We start from the raw sequence: 15,303 nt of genomic DNA, 5'->3' as shown, positions 1-15,303 counted from the left end.
GTATCGAAACTCTGCCATTTTTTCTATCTATGTTATATTTTCCCCAGTTTTAAACTTTGACTATTTGAGGCAAACCGCTTGGCGACCCCTTTTTGGTACAACACCGCACTCCATTTATTAAAACCTTTTTACCAATGGCGGATAAAAAGACGTGCAGAAAGCCAGGAATTATATAATCAGGAATGTCTTGAAAGATTTGGGCCGTTTGAGTCTCCGAAAAATGTAAGAGCAATTTGGTTCCATGCTGTTTCTGTTGGAGAAACCAATGCTGCGCAGCCTTTAATCGAGCATTATCTTAAACTCGGTCAACCTGTATTAGTTACGAATACAACAAAGACGGGACAGGCGCGTGCCAAATCATTATTTTTAAAAGCACCTTATTTAGACCTATTTCAAGCAGTTTATTTGCCTGTTGATCAAAAGCATCTTTTAAAACAATTCTTTGAGTTGTATCAGCCAAAACTTTTAGCATTGGTTGAGACTGAGCTTTGGCCAAATTTAATTGATCAAGCCAAGCTACAACAGGTTCCTTGTTTATTATTAAATGCGCGATTATCAGAAAAATCAGCAAAAGGTTATAGCCGCGTTTCAGGGCTAACTGCAGGAATGCTGAAACAAATTGACTGGGTGCTGGCACAAGATAATGCGACTCGACAACGTTATGTAGAACTTGGTTTAGATCAACAAAAAAGTCAGGTAGTTGGAAATATTAAGTTTGATATCCATGCACCTGAGGCTTTTATAAATCAGGCTGAGCAATTACAACAACAATGGTATTTGGGACAGCGTAAAGTCCTAATAATTGCCAGTACGCATGCGCCAGAAGAACAACAAATTTTGCAGGCACTTGCACCTTATCTAAAGTCAGATCCGGATTTAGTTTGTATTGTCGTGCCTCGACATCCTGAACGTTTTGATGAAGTATTTGAAATTTGCCAAAACCTAGATTTAATTACTCATCGTAGAAGTATGAATCATAGTATTCACGCCAGTACACAGGTTTATCTGGCAGATAGTATGGGTGAGCTTTGGTTATGGTATGCCTTAAGTCAGGTGTGTTTTGTGGGTGGATCACTTAATGAACCAGGTGGTGGGCATAATATTTTAGAGCCTATGGTTTTAAATGTACCAACCGTAATTGGACCTCGTTACTTTAATTTCCAAACCATTGTTGATGAATTTATTGATGAAAATGGTGTGCTCATTGCTCAAGACGCTGAGCAAGTTGTAGCAATCTGGATGGCATGTTTAGCCGAGCCTGAAGAAGCAAACCAGGTGGTTGAGCAGGCGCATAAAGTTTTGCAACGTAACCAAGGTTCATTACAAAAACATATTGGCGTAATTAATCGGTATTTGGCCGAAAAACCATGAATATCGTTTTACTAGAACCTGACGATGTTCAGTCAGAGTTGTGGTCAATCCGTTCAAAACGCCAATTACAGCATTTGCGTGAACATCTTGATATTACGGTTGGCCAAAATCTAAAAGTTGGTGTTCGTAATGGTGCACGCTATACCACTGAAATTGTTTCGATGAATGAGCAAGAAGTTTGTATACGGCCTATCACTGAAGAAGTTGTACCTGCAAAACTTCCAGTACATTTAATCGTAGCGTTACCAAGACCCAAAGTTTTACGCCGTTTAATTATGGATAGTGTGACTCTAGGTGTTGAAAGAATTAGTTTGATTCATAGTTATCGGGTAGATAAAAGCTATTGGCAAACTCCATTTTTGCAACAACTTGATAACTATGTGACTTTAGGTCTCGAGCAAGCAGGCGACACCATTGCTCCTGAAATTCAATTATATAAACGCTTTAAACCTTTTGTTGAAGATGTTTTACCAAACTTAATTTCAAAGGAAAGTCCCGCTTATGTGGCTCATCCGTATGCCGAGCAGAGCATGCCAGTTAATATTCCGCATGCGTGCAGTGTAGTCGTTGGACCCGAAGGCGGCTTTATTCCCTATGAAATTGATTTGCTCACAAAAAACGGCTGCCAAGCTGTGAGCTTAGGCAACCGTATTTTAAGAACTGAAACGTCTATTTCTTATATTTTAGGTCGTCTGTTTAGTTGATGCTTCAGGGTTTAAAAGCGGTTGGTTTGCGGCCATTTTTAATTCCTGAATTGGGTAAGGAATATTAATTCCGTTCTCATTAAAAGCTTGTTTTACTTGAGCTTGAATAGTGCTTGTAGATGAGGACATATCAGTTTCAGTAGTATCAACCCACCAACGTACAGTCAGGTTAACCGAGAAATCTGCCAAAGCTGTAACGTTAACCGAGAAAGCTGGCTGACTGAGTACATTTCGGTCATTATTAAGAATATCTAAAATAATCTGTTTAGCTTTTTGTTCATCGTCGTCATATCCAATTCCGACTACAAACTCACAACGTCGTTGCTGATAAGCCGTATTTACAGTTAAAGCACTCGTATAAACAGTGGCATTTGGAATAACAATGCGACGGCCATCTGGCGAGCGTAAGAATGTTGCACGAATTTGGATATCTTCAACAGTTCCTTCAAGTGAATTGACCACGATTGAATCGCCAATACGGAAGGGTTCGCTCAATAAAATCAAAATACCTGAAAGCAAGTTTTGGAAAATATCTTTAAATGCGAAACCAATTGCGACCGAACCGATCCCTAACGCGCTCATAAGTTGTCCTGGGGTAAAACCCGGGATCATGATGACAAGTGCAATTAAGAATCCAAAAAATAAAATTGTCGTACTTCCTACACGGTTTAGAACCAACACTAGGTTTTGGCGCGTATAAGAACGATTTTCTAAGGTTTTACGAACAAAGAACTTAAATAATTTGGTGAGTAGCCAAAAAATAATAAAAACGATAATCGCAATACAAATATAAGGCACACGTTCCCAGAAGCTATCCACGATTTTATCAATAGTGGTATAGGCATCATGATACTTTTCGGTATGGGCTAAAACCGTTTGAGTGGTTTTAGTACCTGCTTCTTGCAAAAGTTCGCCTGTATTTTTTGCAACATCCGTTAAGGATTTTTGTTCATCAGCCACGACAAGTCTCTATTTTAAAAAAATTATGAAAGCAATGATCGGCTTTCATCATAGTAGGAGATAAAATGTGCGCCTACTATAATGAGTTCATCTGAATAATAAAGTGTTTTTTAATTAAAAGTATTCCGTTCCTTTTTGTAAGATTTGTGACGGGGTTTGAATAGTATCGGTGCCAGAGAAGTAGTAAAAAAAGCCTGCGGTAGAAATAAGGCTAATTAAAATAGCGAATAAAATAAACCAAGCCATTAACTTTTCTATGAACGTTGATGGTCGAGATGGACCATATTGATTTGGACCTGCTGTACCTGAGGCAAGTAGTAAATAAATCATAAAAAAGAATTGAACAACTGGAATGAATAACAGCAATCCCATCCAACCACTTTTATTTAGATCATGCAAACGTCGCACGACGAGAACAACATTTAAGTAAATCAGGAATAGCCAAAAAGCCCATACCACCAAAGCACTGAGGCCAGAAAGAGAGCTATAAAACTCAAAATTAAATAAATTACTTGAAAGCTGAAAACTTCCAAGAAAAGAGGCCAAAATGAAATAGCCCACAAGGGTGACTAAATAAATCAACCCATAACCACCTAAATAGCTCATGCGATTAAAGCGCCCATGAATTGAAAACGGATTATCTTTAAAAGGGAGTTGGGGTGGGCGTGAGGAAGTTGTTTGGGCAAACATATTATTTTATTCCTAGGTTGCATATGAGAGACAAAATAATCTTTGTTGATGATCAAAACCATCAAATATTGAAAAAATTATAAAAGTAAAAGCTATAGACAAATGTTTTAAATCAACTTAATTTTATAAAAATGTTCATAATTTCGTATGCTTGAGTAAGTGGTTAATATATGACCAAAGTCGCATTGTCTAGGCTTTGAAAGAGTCATCATACTGAAAAGGCATGCAAATAAGATCCAGTAAAATAATAGCCACAGTCTCGAGATGGGATGCACAAGATCAAGGAAGTTGCGTATGAATGAGATCTATCCAGTACCAGAGGAATTTAAAAAAACAGCTCGTACTGTTGAAGCAGACTACTTTAAACGTTATCAACACTCTATCGAGAACCCAGATGAATTTTGGGCAGAGCAAGCTAAAATTGTCGATTGGATAAAGCCATTTACCCAAGTTAAAAATACCAGTTTTGACAAAGACAATTTCAAAATTGAATGGTTTGCTGATGGTGAGTTGAACGTGTCGGCAAACTGCCTAGACAGGCATCTTAAAGAACATCCACATAAACCTGCAATTATTTGGGAAGGTGACCATCCTTCTCGTCATAAGATTGTCTCTTATAAAGAATTACACGACGAAGTCTGCCGTTTTGCTAACGTTTTAAAGAAATATGGCATTGGTAAAGGTGACCGCGTTGTACTGTATATGCCAATGGTGACTGAGGCTGCAATTGCCATGTTGGCCTGTGCCCGTATTGGTGCTGTTCACTGTGTGGTATTTGGTGGGTTCTCGCCAGATTCTTTAGCAAGTCGTATTGAAGACAGCCAAGCTAAACTCGTGATTACCGCAGACTCAAGTCTACGTGCCGGAAAACTATTACCACTCAAAGAAAATGTTGATTTGGCTTTAGCATTGCCAGGTACTGAGTGTGTTGAAAATGTGATTGTGGTTTACCGTAATGCAAACCCAATTGAAATGAAGCCGGGCCGTGATTTGTGGTATCACCTCATTATTATGGAGGTTGATGCAAACTGTCCTCCAGAACCAATGAAGGCAGAAGACCCTTTATTTATTCTTTATACATCGGGCTCGACAGGTAAACCCAAAGGTGTGTTGCATACGACAGGCGGTTACTTAGTTTATGTAACCAGTACCTTTAAAGAGGTATTTGATTTAAAACAAGATGATGTGTATTGGTGTACAGCTGATATCGGTTGGATTACAGGGCATAGTTATCTGATCTATGGCCCACTTGCAAATGGAACTACGACCTTAATGTTTGAGGGTGTCCCTCAGTATCCAACATGGGCACGTCTTGGTCATGTAGTCGATAAACATAAAGTCTCTATTTTATATACGGCCCCAACCGCGATTCGCGCCATGATGCGAGAAGGTGATTCGTTTGTACGTGAAAGTAACCGTAGCAGCCTGCGTTTACTTGGTTCGGTTGGTGAACCAATTAACCCTGAGGCTTGGAACTGGTACTACAATGTCGTGGGTGAAGGTCGCTGTCCAATTGTCGATACATGGTGGCAAACTGAAACAGGGGGTATTTTGATTGCGCCATTGCCGGGGGCAACAGCTTTAAAACCAGGTTCGGCAACTCGCCCATTATTTGGTGTTCAGCCAGCCATTGTGGATGGTGAAGGTAATGAGCTAGAAGGTGCGGTTGAAGGTAATCTTGTGATTAAAGATTCATGGCCAGGCCAGATGCGTACCATTTGGGGTGATCCAGACCGCTTTATTGAAGCTTATTTCTCGACATTTAAAAATACTTATTTTACAGGTGATGGTGCTCGCCGTGATGAAGATGGCTATTACTGGATCACAGGTCGTGTTGACGACGTCTTAAACGTTTCAGGTCATCGTCTGGGCACAGCTGAAATTGAAAGTGCTCTTGTTTCGCATGAATCTGTAGCAGAAGCAGCAGTGGTGGGCATGCCTCATGATATTAAAGGGCAAGGTATTTGTACTTTCGTGACTTTACAGGCAGGTGTTCCAGAGTCGGAAGAACTGCGTAAAGAATTAATCAACTGGGTACGTAAAGTGCTTGGACCCGTAGCTTCACCAGATGCATTACACTGGGCGCCAGCATTACCTAAAACACGTTCGGGTAAAATCATGCGCCGTATTTTAAGAAAGATTGCGGCAAATGAATTAGATAGTTTAGGTGATACTTCAACTTTGGCTGAACCTGCTGTAGTAGATCAGTTAATTGCAACGGTTTATCCTGATAAGCAAAATTAATTTTAAAAAAAGCCCCAATGGGGCTTTTTTTATTGAGCCTTATTTAAGATTTCGCTAGAAAATCCGCAGTATTTTGTACATTTGCAAAGGTACTAAGCGCAGTTAAAAAAGCTGTTTGTACATCTTCAGCTTTTGTAGTCTTCCCCCCATAGCTTAAATCACGAGTTGCCGTTGCATCTGCAATTAAGATGGGTTGATAGCCAAATTCTTTGGCAGCACGAGTCGCTGAATCAATACACATATGCGTCATCATGCCTGTAATCACGAGTTGTTCAATTTGATGTGTTTTTAAAAGCTCATCTAAATTGGTTTCTAAAAAACTGTTTGGATAATGCTTTGTTACGATTAATGAATCACTGCCAGCACTGAGTTCAGGATGAAGTAAAACCCCATCTGTATTTTCTTGGAAGAAACTCGCTTGTGGCGGGTTAATATGCTGCACATAAATGATGGGCAAGTTTTTCTCGTTAAAATATTGTTCGAGTTGTTTTATTTTTTCTAGCGCTTGCTCTGGCCCAACCAATTCCATTTTGCCATTTTTAAAATAATCATTTTGTACATCGATAATTAATAGTGCTTGTTTCATGGGATCACTCTTGTTGATATGAGATAAAACAAGATTATTCTCTGCTTGAAAAATCGGCTATAGTCAGATGAAAGCATTATCGCCAGTTTTCTTTCGCCATGAAAAATGAATATTGAATTAGACCCGATCGATCTAAAAATTATTGCATTGCTTAAACAAGATTCCCGCCTGACAAATAAAGAAATTGGGCAGCGTGTCCATCGGACAGGGCAGGCGGTGGGCGCTCGAATTGCTCAGTTAATGGATGCTGGTGTCATCAAAAACTACACGATTGCCGTGCAATATTCGCATAAACAATTTATTCATTTGCATTTAAATGAACAACGCGCATTTGAAGAAATTGAAAATCTGGTTAAGCAATATGAACAAATCGATGAATGCTTTAAAGTCATGGGCAATGCTTGCTATATGATTGTCAGCCATTTTGAACCCGCTGCCTTAAATGAATTTATCGAGAAACTTTCAAAATGGTGCCGTTACTCAGTTGAAACTGTGATTCGAGAAGTAGAGAAATCTTAAAAAATAAAGGCTCCAAGCCGAGTCTTGGAGCCAATAAATTCTTTATTTTTAATTTATTGTTTTTATTATCTTGCGCTGTTTTAACTGGGGTTTTTTAGGCTGATTTAGCTTGGATTTCTACCTCCTTTTCCTGTTGACGTTCTAACTGTCGAACGAGCGGCAGAACTTTTTCTCCGAAATATTCCACCTCTTCAATAAAGTGTAAGAATCCAGACAAAATCAAATCAACACCTACATTTTTAAGTGCCACAATACGCTCTGCAATTTGCTGTGGTGTACCAATTAAATTGGTTTTAAACCCATCGTTATATTGCACTAAGTCTTCAAAACTTGATTTTGCCCAGTTACCTTGTTGCTCTGGTGAAGCAGCACCTGCTTCACGTGTCGCATCTCCAAATGCATTTACCGCTTCAGTGTTGGCTTTATCTATAATTTCTTGAAGTACTGCTTTAGCTTCATCTTCGGTATCTCGGGCAATAATGAAAGCGTTCACACCAATTTTGACATGATGGTTATTGGCTTTTGCTTTAGTACGAATATCTTCAACTTGTTTTTGAATTTCTTCCACAGTATTGCCGTTAGTAAAATACCAGTCAGATACACGTGAAGCCATGTCACGTGCAGCACGTGAACTGCCACCTTGAAAAACTTCGATATAAGGCTTTTGCAGAGGTTTTGGTTTAAGCGTGTAGTTTTGAAACTGATAGTATTTACCATCGAAACTATAGTTATCGGTGGTCCAGATTCCTTTTAGTGTGCGAATAAATTCTTCGGAGCGAACATAACGTTCATCATGCTCAGGCCACTCTTCACCAATGGCATCAAACTCGCCTCTGAACCAGCCACTCACCACATTAATCGCGATACGGCCTTCAGTTAGATAATCAATCGTTGCAAGTTGTTTTGCCGCCAACGCTGGTTTCCAGGGGCCGGGGAGAATCGCCGCAATGACTTTCAGTTTTTCAGTTTTTGCTAGTAATGCATGACTGAAACTTACCGATTCATGTTGGTTTTCTGCCCCGTACCCCGCCGTAAAACGAATTTGGGTGAGCGCATATTCAAAACCATTGTTTTCGGCAGCCTGTGCAAGTCGAACATTGTAGTCATAACTCCAGTCTGTACGCTGTTCGATGTTACTCACTACAAGGCCACCGCTTACGTTTGGTACCCAATAAGCAAATTTAATTGGTTGTTGTAATTGCGTCATGGTTCGCTCTCCCCATTCGTTCTTTTTATTTTGCTACATTGCGCTTAGGCAACATGCGTTAATGATTTGCCAGACTTGTGATGCAAACGAGATTCTGCCGCATCAAGGTCTGGTACAGCCGCTGAAGGTAATACTTCTTCTTGTTCAATTTGCTTGTTAATACCAAGCTCTTGATTTGCTTGCTGTGATTTAGATTTAACTACTTCAGCACGTTTACCTTTCGCTGGCGCCCATTCTAAAATTGGTAATGCGCGTGCCACTGCTAACGTAATACGATCTGATAATTGCTCGCTTTTCACCGTATATTCCGGAGTAAAGTCACGATCTGTCGCATATACGCCAATTGGTAAAGTTTGTGCTTGGAAGAAACTAAATAATGGACGAAGTTGATGTTCAAGTACGAGTGCATGACGATCACTACCGCCCGATGCTGCTAAAAGTACAGGCACATCGACTAAAGCAGTCTGTTCAACAAAATCGAAGAAATGTTTGAAAAGACCTGTAAAAGAAGCACGGTAAACGGGTGTTCCTACAATTAAAGCATCTGCTGCTTCAACTGCTGCAAGGTCATCTTGTACGCGTTGTGGAAGTTGGTTGCGATAAAATGCGCCGCCTAATAGAGGCCCGATTTCGCTTAATTTAATAAAGTGAACTTTAATATCGATTGCTTCTGATAATTCATCAAGAATGGCTTGAACCAGACTTTCCGTTTTAGATGGGGTATTTAAGCCACCAGAAACAGCAACGATATTTAAAGGTTTTGGTGATGTGATACCAGTCATAATTTGGTTCCTAAGCCTAAAACAAGAGATTGGACTTATTAATCAACAACGACGGTAAACTGTAAAATAACGAAATTGGTCAACCTTATCAGTTTTAAATATAAAAGGTAAATAGTGGATTTTTACACTTTGTTTTTCTATTAAGTTGCTGTTTTTATTTTATATAATTATAGGTGATATATTTTTTATAATAAAAAGGAAGCTTATATAAAAAACAGATTAATTTTGATTAAAAGTTAAAAAACATCTGAAAATCTTGGCTAAGTTCTGCATTTATCAACATTTTGCATAAAAATGGATAAGATGAACGTATCTTTCATCTAAATAGTAGGGTTACAATAGGCCATACTTATGCTCAAGATTACTTTAATCGCTTATGAATATTTTAATCGTTGATGATCATCCTTTGTTTCGTCATGCTTTAATTCAAGCAGTACGTTATAGCCTGCCACAGGCACAAATTCATGAAACAGCCTCGGTTGATGAGTTTTATGAGCGTTTGGAAAATGGGGCAGAACCTGATCTAGTATTACTCGATTTAAATTTACCGGGTGCTTCAGGCTTTTCGGCTCTGGTTTATGTAAGAGCACAGTATCCATCTATTCCGATTATTGTGGTTTCTGCACATGAAGAAACTTCAATCATTCAGCGTGCAATCGCTCATGGTGCGATGGGTTATATTCCTAAGTCGGCTCATCCAAGTCATATTGGCGAAGCGATTCGTCAAGTCTTAGAGGGTGATATCTGGTTGCCACCGAACTTGCCATCTAATCTTAACCTTGACCCGAGAGCAGCAGATGAAACTGCTTTAGCTGAACGTATTCAATCATTAACACCTCAGCAATTCCGTGTGTTGATGATGGTTGCGGAGGGTTTGTTAAATAAACAAATCGCATATGAGCTTGATGTTTCAGAAGCAACGATTAAAGCTCACGTAACGGCTATCTTTAGAAAATTAGGTGTGCAAAACCGTACACAAGCCGTATTGGCCATTAGCGCACTCAATATTGAAGATAAAAAAATCTAAAAAGAAAAAAGACCTCGATTGAGGTCTTTTTTATGTGTACCACTTATGCAAGGCAATCTTGCTTTGGTGTTAGGCTGTCGCAGTACAATGGGTTAAGCGCGCATTGCAAATCATCAATTTGTTCTTGAGTCACATAGCCTTTCATTTTTAAATATTCAGCCACGCGGTCATCGCGTAGGCTTAAGAAGGCTGCATCATAAACGCCTAAATCAACAAACAAAGCAGCTGTTTCTAGACTGTTGAAGCGATCAAGAAAAATATCATTGCCATACATCAAGAAGATATGGTCGAGTTTTGCTTTTTCATCAACATGTAGTCGTTCAGCAAGTTGATCGGGGTGCGTTTTAATAAAGAGTAAATCCGATAATTCATCAAATTGAGTCATATCTAACTGATTCTCGCCGAGTTTGACATGACCAAGCCAAGCTTTGAAAACGAGTACAGCACCGCCACGGAGTAGCATGCTCCAGATTTGATGACGTGTGTCATGGTCAAGATTTTCACTTTCAGCGCTAAGAACTTTTAAGAAATTTTCTTCTTGTTGTGCCAATTTATCAAATAAACCTAAACCTTGCGGATGATAAGCCGCAGGTGCAAATACATCAAAATTTAGGTCGTGAAATACATTAAGTGCGAGGGGGACGGCGCACTGATAAATTGTATTTAACGCTTTAATGTTTGCTTCATTGAGCTTGCTGTGAGGGAAAATACTTTGCCAATCTAATTCAGGAAGTAAAGCATTGGCACTGTATTGACGATAAAACTGTTGAGACGAAAGTTGGCCTTGTGGGCTGTTATCAGAAATATTCATGGCAATTGTCCTTTGCATTAATTCGTGAGCAGGGGTGCTTAATATGGAAATGGGTTATAAAAATAGCTGTACATAGAATAAATTGGTTTTGAATATTTATGTGTCATGAAGAATGCAAGTAGAATACGACTAAAGTCTTATATGGTTGTTTTTGTCTAATTATAATTTTAAAAAACAGCAGCTTATGAAATTGTAACTAAGTGTACAAGTGTTCACTTACAAAAAAGGTGAGCTTTGCCATAGAAAAAGGACTATTGGAAAGTTTGGCCAATTATTTAATCAACAAAAGTAGACTTTTTGAGCAGTTCTGCCTATTGGCTTAAATTAGGCCAATAATTTTTGCCAAAAATCTCTCCCAAACTTATTAAAAGGTTTGGGACAGAAAATATTTAATCTACCTCACTGGCAATTTTAAGTCCCGATAACCATGCTCTTAGAGAAGCAGGCTTAAGTGGTTTTTTGAGTAAAACAATATTCAGCTCTTTCAATTGTTGAGGTAACTCAGGATGAGAGTCAGCAGTAATTAAAGCAACAGGAACATCATGTTGACGATTTTGCAAAATAAAATCGACACCGAGTTGGTTGTTATTTAAATGCTGATCGATAAGCCAGACTTGAATATTTTCTTTTTGAATAATTTCAAGTGCTTGTTCCGGTTCAGTGGCTTTAAAAACCTCATACCCCCATCGACCTAATAAGCTACTCATACCCTCAAGAATGGTTTCATCATTGTCTAAACATAAAATCCGATAGGCTTTGGTTTTTAAAGGTACTGCCTGTACGGTTGGGGTTATCACTTTTGGAGCTTCTACCACCGGAACCTCAATCATAAAGCAGGAGCCTTTATCGAGTTGCGAATAGACATGGACTGGATAATTTAACAAACCCGTCATACGCTGCACAATAGCAAGCCCCAAACCTAAACCTTGTTCGCCCCAAGGTGATAAATGCCCACAGCGTTCGAATTCTTGAAATAGTTTAATACGTTGCTCTTCGGCAATTCCGGGACCTGTATCCCAGACACCAATTCGAATGTGTCCAGGTTTTTGTGCTGAACGTAATACACCAACAATCACTCGGCCTTTGGCTGTATAACGCAGTGCATTACTCACAAAGTTTTGAATAATGCGTCGTATCCACTGTGGATCTGTGTCAATCCAGAATGATACATCGTGAACTTTTAATGAAATATTTCGCTGTGCAGCAATCGACTTAAACTGTAGTTCGAGGTCGCTTAATAAATCGTGCAGAGGATAAGGCTGTCTTTTTGGCTGTATGGTGCCGCCTTCTAAACGTGCAATATCGAGCAGGGCAGAGAGCATACTTTCTGCACCATATAGAGCACGGTCAAGTTGTTGCAAAGTTTGACGATCTTCTTCGGTCGCAATGCTTTGTTCAAGAACCGTACTAAACAGACGGGCAGCGTGCATTGGTTGTAATAAGTCATGACTTGCCGCAGCAATAAAGCGGCTTTTTGACATATTAGCCATATCGGCTTGTTCGCGCGCGAGCTGTTGCTCGGTTAAGGCATCGGCAAGTTGTTGGGTTCGGTCTTTTACGCGGGCTTCAAGTATCGCCTCATTCGCACGGAAAGCCGTAATGTCGGCAAAGGTAGTTACAAAGCCTCCACCTGAAATAGGATTACCACGCATTTGAATAACGCGTCCGTCTTTACGAATTCGTTCAAATTCATGCGCACTTCCGACTTTCATCCAGTGTAAGCGTTTACGAACATGTTCTTCGACTGAACCGGGGCCACATTCGCCGCGTTCAGCGTTATAACGAATCAGATCGGCAATTGGACAACCCACATAAACTAAATCTTTAGGGTAGCCAAATAGTTTTAAGTATTGGTTGTTCCAAGCCACCAAACACATGTTTTTATCAACCACACTTACCCCTTGGGTCATGTGATCAATCATGGTCATGAGCAAGTTTTGATTAAAACGTTGCCACTGTGAGGCTTGGTCTAAAATATTAGCGACTTGACCTAATGCGAGGCCATTATTGATCATTGCTGTAGTGAGCAGAGTACGGGCAGAGGCTGCGCCGATAATGCCAGCTAGATACTGTTCGGTAAAACGCCACCACATGCCATTGGCGATGCTATTCGGGTTGAGCGTGAGATGATTTTGCTCGCAAAAGTTCTCGAATGCTTGTGTTGTTGGTTGCTCACCTGTAATTCTTTTAGCAAGCGCGAACAGGTCACCTACTTTTAAACGTGCAGCATCGTGCGGTAAATAAGTTAAATCGGTAGAGGTATGCGGTGATGGCAAGGGTTTGGTTTCATAGTAGAAAAAGCTTTCTGCCTGAATTTGTTCTGCCACACTTGGGCGGTAAAGTTTAGAAATCCAAATATATAAAACAATATTTAAACCAAGCGACCAGATTACACCGTGTGTAAGTGGCGCAAATGATTCAAAACCAAAAAGTGACTCTGGTCGTAATGCATTAATTCCCAAAGGGCCAAAAAGCAAAATACTCTGGGCTGTTTCTTGATAGGATTCTGGCAAACTACGTAAGATGGTTGGAAATAGTAATGTGTAACTCCACATTAAAAAGCCAACAATAAGACCTGCATAAACGCCTTGGCGACTTCCACCTCGCCAATACAATCCTCCAATTAGTGCAGGAGCGAATTGAGCAACCGCACTAAATGCCAATAAACCAAATACTGAAAGCTGGTTAATATCATTAAAGAAATGGAAGAATAAAAAGCCAAGTAACATCACCGCGACAATACTAATACGACGGCTGAATTTAAGAACTTTAGGTAAATGTTTATCGTGACGTGATAGCAGCTTAAAACGCCATAGTGCGGGCATAATCAAGTCGTTACTGAGCATGATAGATAATGCAACTGATGACACCAGTAACATGCCTGTTGAGGCAGAGAACCCACCTAAAAAGGCCAGTAGGGCTAACCATTCTTGGTTATAACTCAATGGTAATGAGAGTACTGCCACATCAGGCACAGTTAGGAATTTTGGCGCTGCATGCAAAGCCCAGCTTGCAATCGGGATAATAGCTAAAATCGTTAAAATGAGATAAGCCGCAAACCATTTACGTGCACCGCGAATGTGCTTTTCATCGCGTAATTCGACAACAGCCACATGAAACTGACGGGGTAAACAGATAATTGCCAGACCTGCCAATAATGTCTGAATCCAGAAAGTTTCAGGCACCCCAAATAACTGAACTTCTTGAAAGGTTTGGTTTACGTCGGCTGAGACTTGTACTAAGTTCGCGGGTGCTTCAAAAATAAAAAATAAAGCGACACAGATTAGGGCGAATAATTTTACAAAAGATTCAAATGCCACCGCTAACATGAGGCCACCATGCTGCTCAGTGTTTGCAATCTGCCTTGTACCGAAGATCATGGCCAAGATCGCAAGGACACTGGTTAATAGCAATACGCTATTGGTAGTCGTATGAATATGAGCATTTTGCTCCAATATGACTGATGTACTTAAGGCAATTGCACGTAACTGTAGGGCCAGGTAGGGAATAATCGCAATAACTGCCAAGATCGTAACCAGCGATGCCAATACACCGCTTTTGCCATAACGTGCGGCAACAAAGTCGGCAATTGAGGAAATCGCGTGGTGCTGACGTACTCGGCCTAAACGTCGCCAGATATCGTAACCAAACCAGACAAATAACAGTGGACCTAAATAAATAGGTAAGAAAATGACGCCTTCTCGGACGGCAGCTCCGGTTGCACCATAAAATGTCCAAGATGAACAGTAAACACCTAAGGTCAAACTAAACAAGAACATCCGGCCACGTGTACTCAGGCGACTAGCATGCTTCTCGCCAAAAAAAGCACAAATGAATAAGAGTGCTATATAAAGAGTGAGTACCCCAATAATCAGCCAGCTGTTCATATGACCTACATGATTAAAACCTTGCGCCTATCATACCGCAAGCAGAAACAAAGCTATAAATTGATTAAATTTTAACGACCAAAGTCTAAGTTACGAATTACACGTTATTTTGCTAATTTTAATAATGAGAAACTACTATTAAAAAAGTGACCAAGGTTGGGCACAGGCAAGGAGTTTGGTTATGGATCAAAGCCAAGTAGAACAGATTCTACGCAATCCAAAGTTTCAAAAGATGGTCAAGAAAAAAAGTGCATTAAGCTGGACGCTCACAATCATTATGTTAGTGCTTTATGTGGGCTTTATGCTACTTGTTGGCTACAACAAAGAATTTTTAATGAGTTCATTTAGTGGTGGTGTAACGACATGGGGTATTCCACTAGGCTTAGGAATTATTGTTTTATCTTTCCTACTGTGTGGCGTGTATTCCTATATCGCAAACAATACCCTTGACCAGTTGAGTGAAGAAGCGTTGAAGGAAGTTGAAGCCATCACGCATGAGAAAGGATTACACTAAT

The 15,303-nt window shown here is 39.9% G+C and carries 13 protein-coding genes; 6 read left to right on the top strand and 7 right to left on the bottom strand.

The window, feature by feature from the left end; all coding sequences use genetic code 11:
- The first annotated feature begins 78 nt into the window (after positions 1–78).
- Positions 79–1,371 carry a 3-deoxy-D-manno-octulosonic acid transferase gene (locus AW165_RS04510; RefSeq protein ID WP_060465083.1) on the top strand — a complete coding sequence of 431 codons (1,293 nt, stop codon included), beginning with the start codon at positions 79–81 and terminating at the stop codon, positions 1,369–1,371.
- Positions 1,368–2,075 carry a 16S rRNA (uracil(1498)-N(3))-methyltransferase gene (locus AW165_RS04505; RefSeq protein WP_060465082.1) on the top strand — a complete coding sequence of 236 codons (708 nt, stop codon included), beginning with the start codon at positions 1,368–1,370 and terminating at the stop codon, positions 2,073–2,075. Before AW165_RS04510 ends, AW165_RS04505 begins: the two co-directional genes overlap by 4 nt.
- Here AW165_RS04505 and AW165_RS04500 read toward each other — a convergent pair.
- Both AW165_RS04500 and AW165_RS04495 read right to left on the bottom strand, forming a co-directional pair.
- On the bottom strand, positions 2,055–3,035 hold the full coding sequence (locus AW165_RS04500) for a mechanosensitive ion channel family protein (protein WP_005066835.1): 981 nt from the start codon (positions 3,033–3,035) through the stop codon (positions 2,055–2,057). The genes AW165_RS04505 and AW165_RS04500 overlap by 21 nt on opposite strands.
- 114 nt (positions 3,036–3,149) lie before the next feature.
- Positions 3,150–3,725, bottom strand: a complete 576-nt coding sequence (locus AW165_RS04495) for a DUF805 domain-containing protein (RefSeq protein WP_060465081.1) — start codon at positions 3,723–3,725, stop codon at positions 3,150–3,152.
- 294 nt (positions 3,726–4,019) lie between these two features.
- Between AW165_RS04495 and acs the strand changes: the two genes are divergently transcribed.
- Entirely contained in the window at positions 4,020–5,969 is a 1,950-nt protein-coding gene (acs, locus tag AW165_RS04490) for an acetate--CoA ligase (RefSeq protein ID WP_002121838.1), read from the top strand.
- Between the two features lie 43 nt (positions 5,970–6,012).
- Here the strand turns inward: acs and AW165_RS04485 are convergent, their stop codons facing one another.
- Positions 6,013–6,555, bottom strand: coding sequence for a cysteine hydrolase family protein (locus tag AW165_RS04485; RefSeq protein ID WP_060465080.1), 543 nt, complete (start codon positions 6,553–6,555; stop codon positions 6,013–6,015).
- 105 nt (positions 6,556–6,660) lie between these two features.
- Here AW165_RS04485 and AW165_RS04480 point away from each other — a divergent pair, with 105 nt between their 5' ends.
- Complete coding sequence (locus tag AW165_RS04480) at positions 6,661–7,074, top strand: Lrp/AsnC family transcriptional regulator (protein WP_005066843.1); 414 nt, start codon at positions 6,661–6,663, stop codon at positions 7,072–7,074.
- Between the two features lie 94 nt (positions 7,075–7,168).
- Here AW165_RS04480 and sfnG read toward each other — a convergent pair whose 3' ends face one another.
- Both sfnG and msuE read right to left on the bottom strand, forming a co-directional pair.
- Positions 7,169–8,281 (bottom strand): dimethylsulfone monooxygenase SfnG, encoded by a 1,113-nt coding sequence (gene sfnG / locus AW165_RS04475; RefSeq protein ID WP_060465079.1) that lies wholly within the window; start codon positions 8,279–8,281, stop codon positions 7,169–7,171.
- Between the two features lie 44 nt (positions 8,282–8,325).
- Entirely contained in the window at positions 8,326–9,063 is a 738-nt protein-coding gene (gene msuE / locus AW165_RS04470; protein WP_005066848.1) for an FMN reductase, read from the bottom strand.
- 376 nt (positions 9,064–9,439) lie between these two features.
- Between msuE and AW165_RS04465 the strand changes: the two genes are divergently transcribed.
- Entirely contained in the window at positions 9,440–10,090 is a 651-nt protein-coding gene (locus AW165_RS04465) for a response regulator (protein ID WP_002122041.1), read from the top strand.
- 43 nt (positions 10,091–10,133) lie between these two features.
- Here AW165_RS04465 and AW165_RS04460 read toward each other — a convergent pair whose 3' ends face one another.
- Both AW165_RS04460 and AW165_RS04455 read right to left on the bottom strand, forming a co-directional pair.
- Positions 10,134–10,901, bottom strand: a complete 768-nt coding sequence (locus tag AW165_RS04460) for a hypothetical protein (RefSeq protein ID WP_032006609.1) — start codon at positions 10,899–10,901, stop codon at positions 10,134–10,136.
- 389 nt (positions 10,902–11,290) lie between these two features.
- The gene (locus tag AW165_RS04455) at positions 11,291–14,788 is read right to left on the bottom strand and encodes a PAS domain-containing hybrid sensor histidine kinase/response regulator (RefSeq protein WP_060465078.1); all 3,498 of its coding nucleotides are present in this window, start codon (positions 14,786–14,788) and stop codon (positions 11,291–11,293) included.
- A 181-nt stretch (positions 14,789–14,969) separates the two neighbouring features.
- On the opposite strand from AW165_RS04455, the gene AW165_RS04450 reads away from it, so the two are divergent.
- Positions 14,970–15,302: a DUF485 domain-containing protein gene (locus AW165_RS04450; protein WP_000372818.1), complete on the top strand. Its 333-nt coding sequence runs from the start codon at positions 14,970–14,972 to the stop codon at positions 15,300–15,302.
- Position 15,303: the final 1 nt, after the last annotated feature.

The organism is Acinetobacter sp. LMB-5, from assembly GCF_001541635.1.
Taxonomy (GTDB): domain Bacteria; phylum Pseudomonadota; class Gammaproteobacteria; order Pseudomonadales; family Moraxellaceae; genus Acinetobacter; species Acinetobacter pittii.
This window is presented reverse-complemented; position numbering and strand designations above follow the sequence as displayed.

What these genes read in the sequence shown, in the direction of transcription:
- AW165_RS04485 (WP_060465080.1), bottom strand. Translation starts at nt 6,555, where the DNA reads ATGAAACAAGCACTATTAATTATCGATGTACAAAATGATTATTTTAAA.
- AW165_RS04465 (WP_002122041.1), top strand. Translation starts at nt 9,440, where the DNA reads ATGAATATTTTAATCGTTGATGATCATCCTTTGTTTCGTCATGCTTTA.
- AW165_RS04455 (WP_060465078.1), bottom strand. Translation starts at nt 14,788, where the DNA reads ATGAACAGCTGGCTGATTATTGGGGTACTCACTCTTTATATAGCACTC.
- acs (WP_002121838.1), top strand. Translation starts at nt 4,020, where the DNA reads ATGAATGAGATCTATCCAGTACCAGAGGAATTTAAAAAAACAGCTCGT.
- AW165_RS04505 (WP_060465082.1), top strand. Translation starts at nt 1,368, where the DNA reads ATGAATATCGTTTTACTAGAACCTGACGATGTTCAGTCAGAGTTGTGG.
- AW165_RS04495 (WP_060465081.1), bottom strand. Translation starts at nt 3,725, where the DNA reads ATGTTTGCCCAAACAACTTCCTCACGCCCACCCCAACTCCCTTTTAAA.
- sfnG (WP_060465079.1), bottom strand. Translation starts at nt 8,281, where the DNA reads ATGACGCAATTACAACAACCAATTAAATTTGCTTATTGGGTACCAAAC.
- AW165_RS04480 (WP_005066843.1), top strand. Translation starts at nt 6,661, where the DNA reads ATGAATATTGAATTAGACCCGATCGATCTAAAAATTATTGCATTGCTT.
- AW165_RS04460 (WP_032006609.1), bottom strand. Translation starts at nt 10,901, where the DNA reads ATGAATATTTCTGATAACAGCCCACAAGGCCAACTTTCGTCTCAACAG.
- msuE (WP_005066848.1), bottom strand. Translation starts at nt 9,063, where the DNA reads ATGACTGGTATCACATCACCAAAACCTTTAAATATCGTTGCTGTTTCT.
- AW165_RS04450 (WP_000372818.1), top strand. Translation starts at nt 14,970, where the DNA reads ATGGATCAAAGCCAAGTAGAACAGATTCTACGCAATCCAAAGTTTCAA.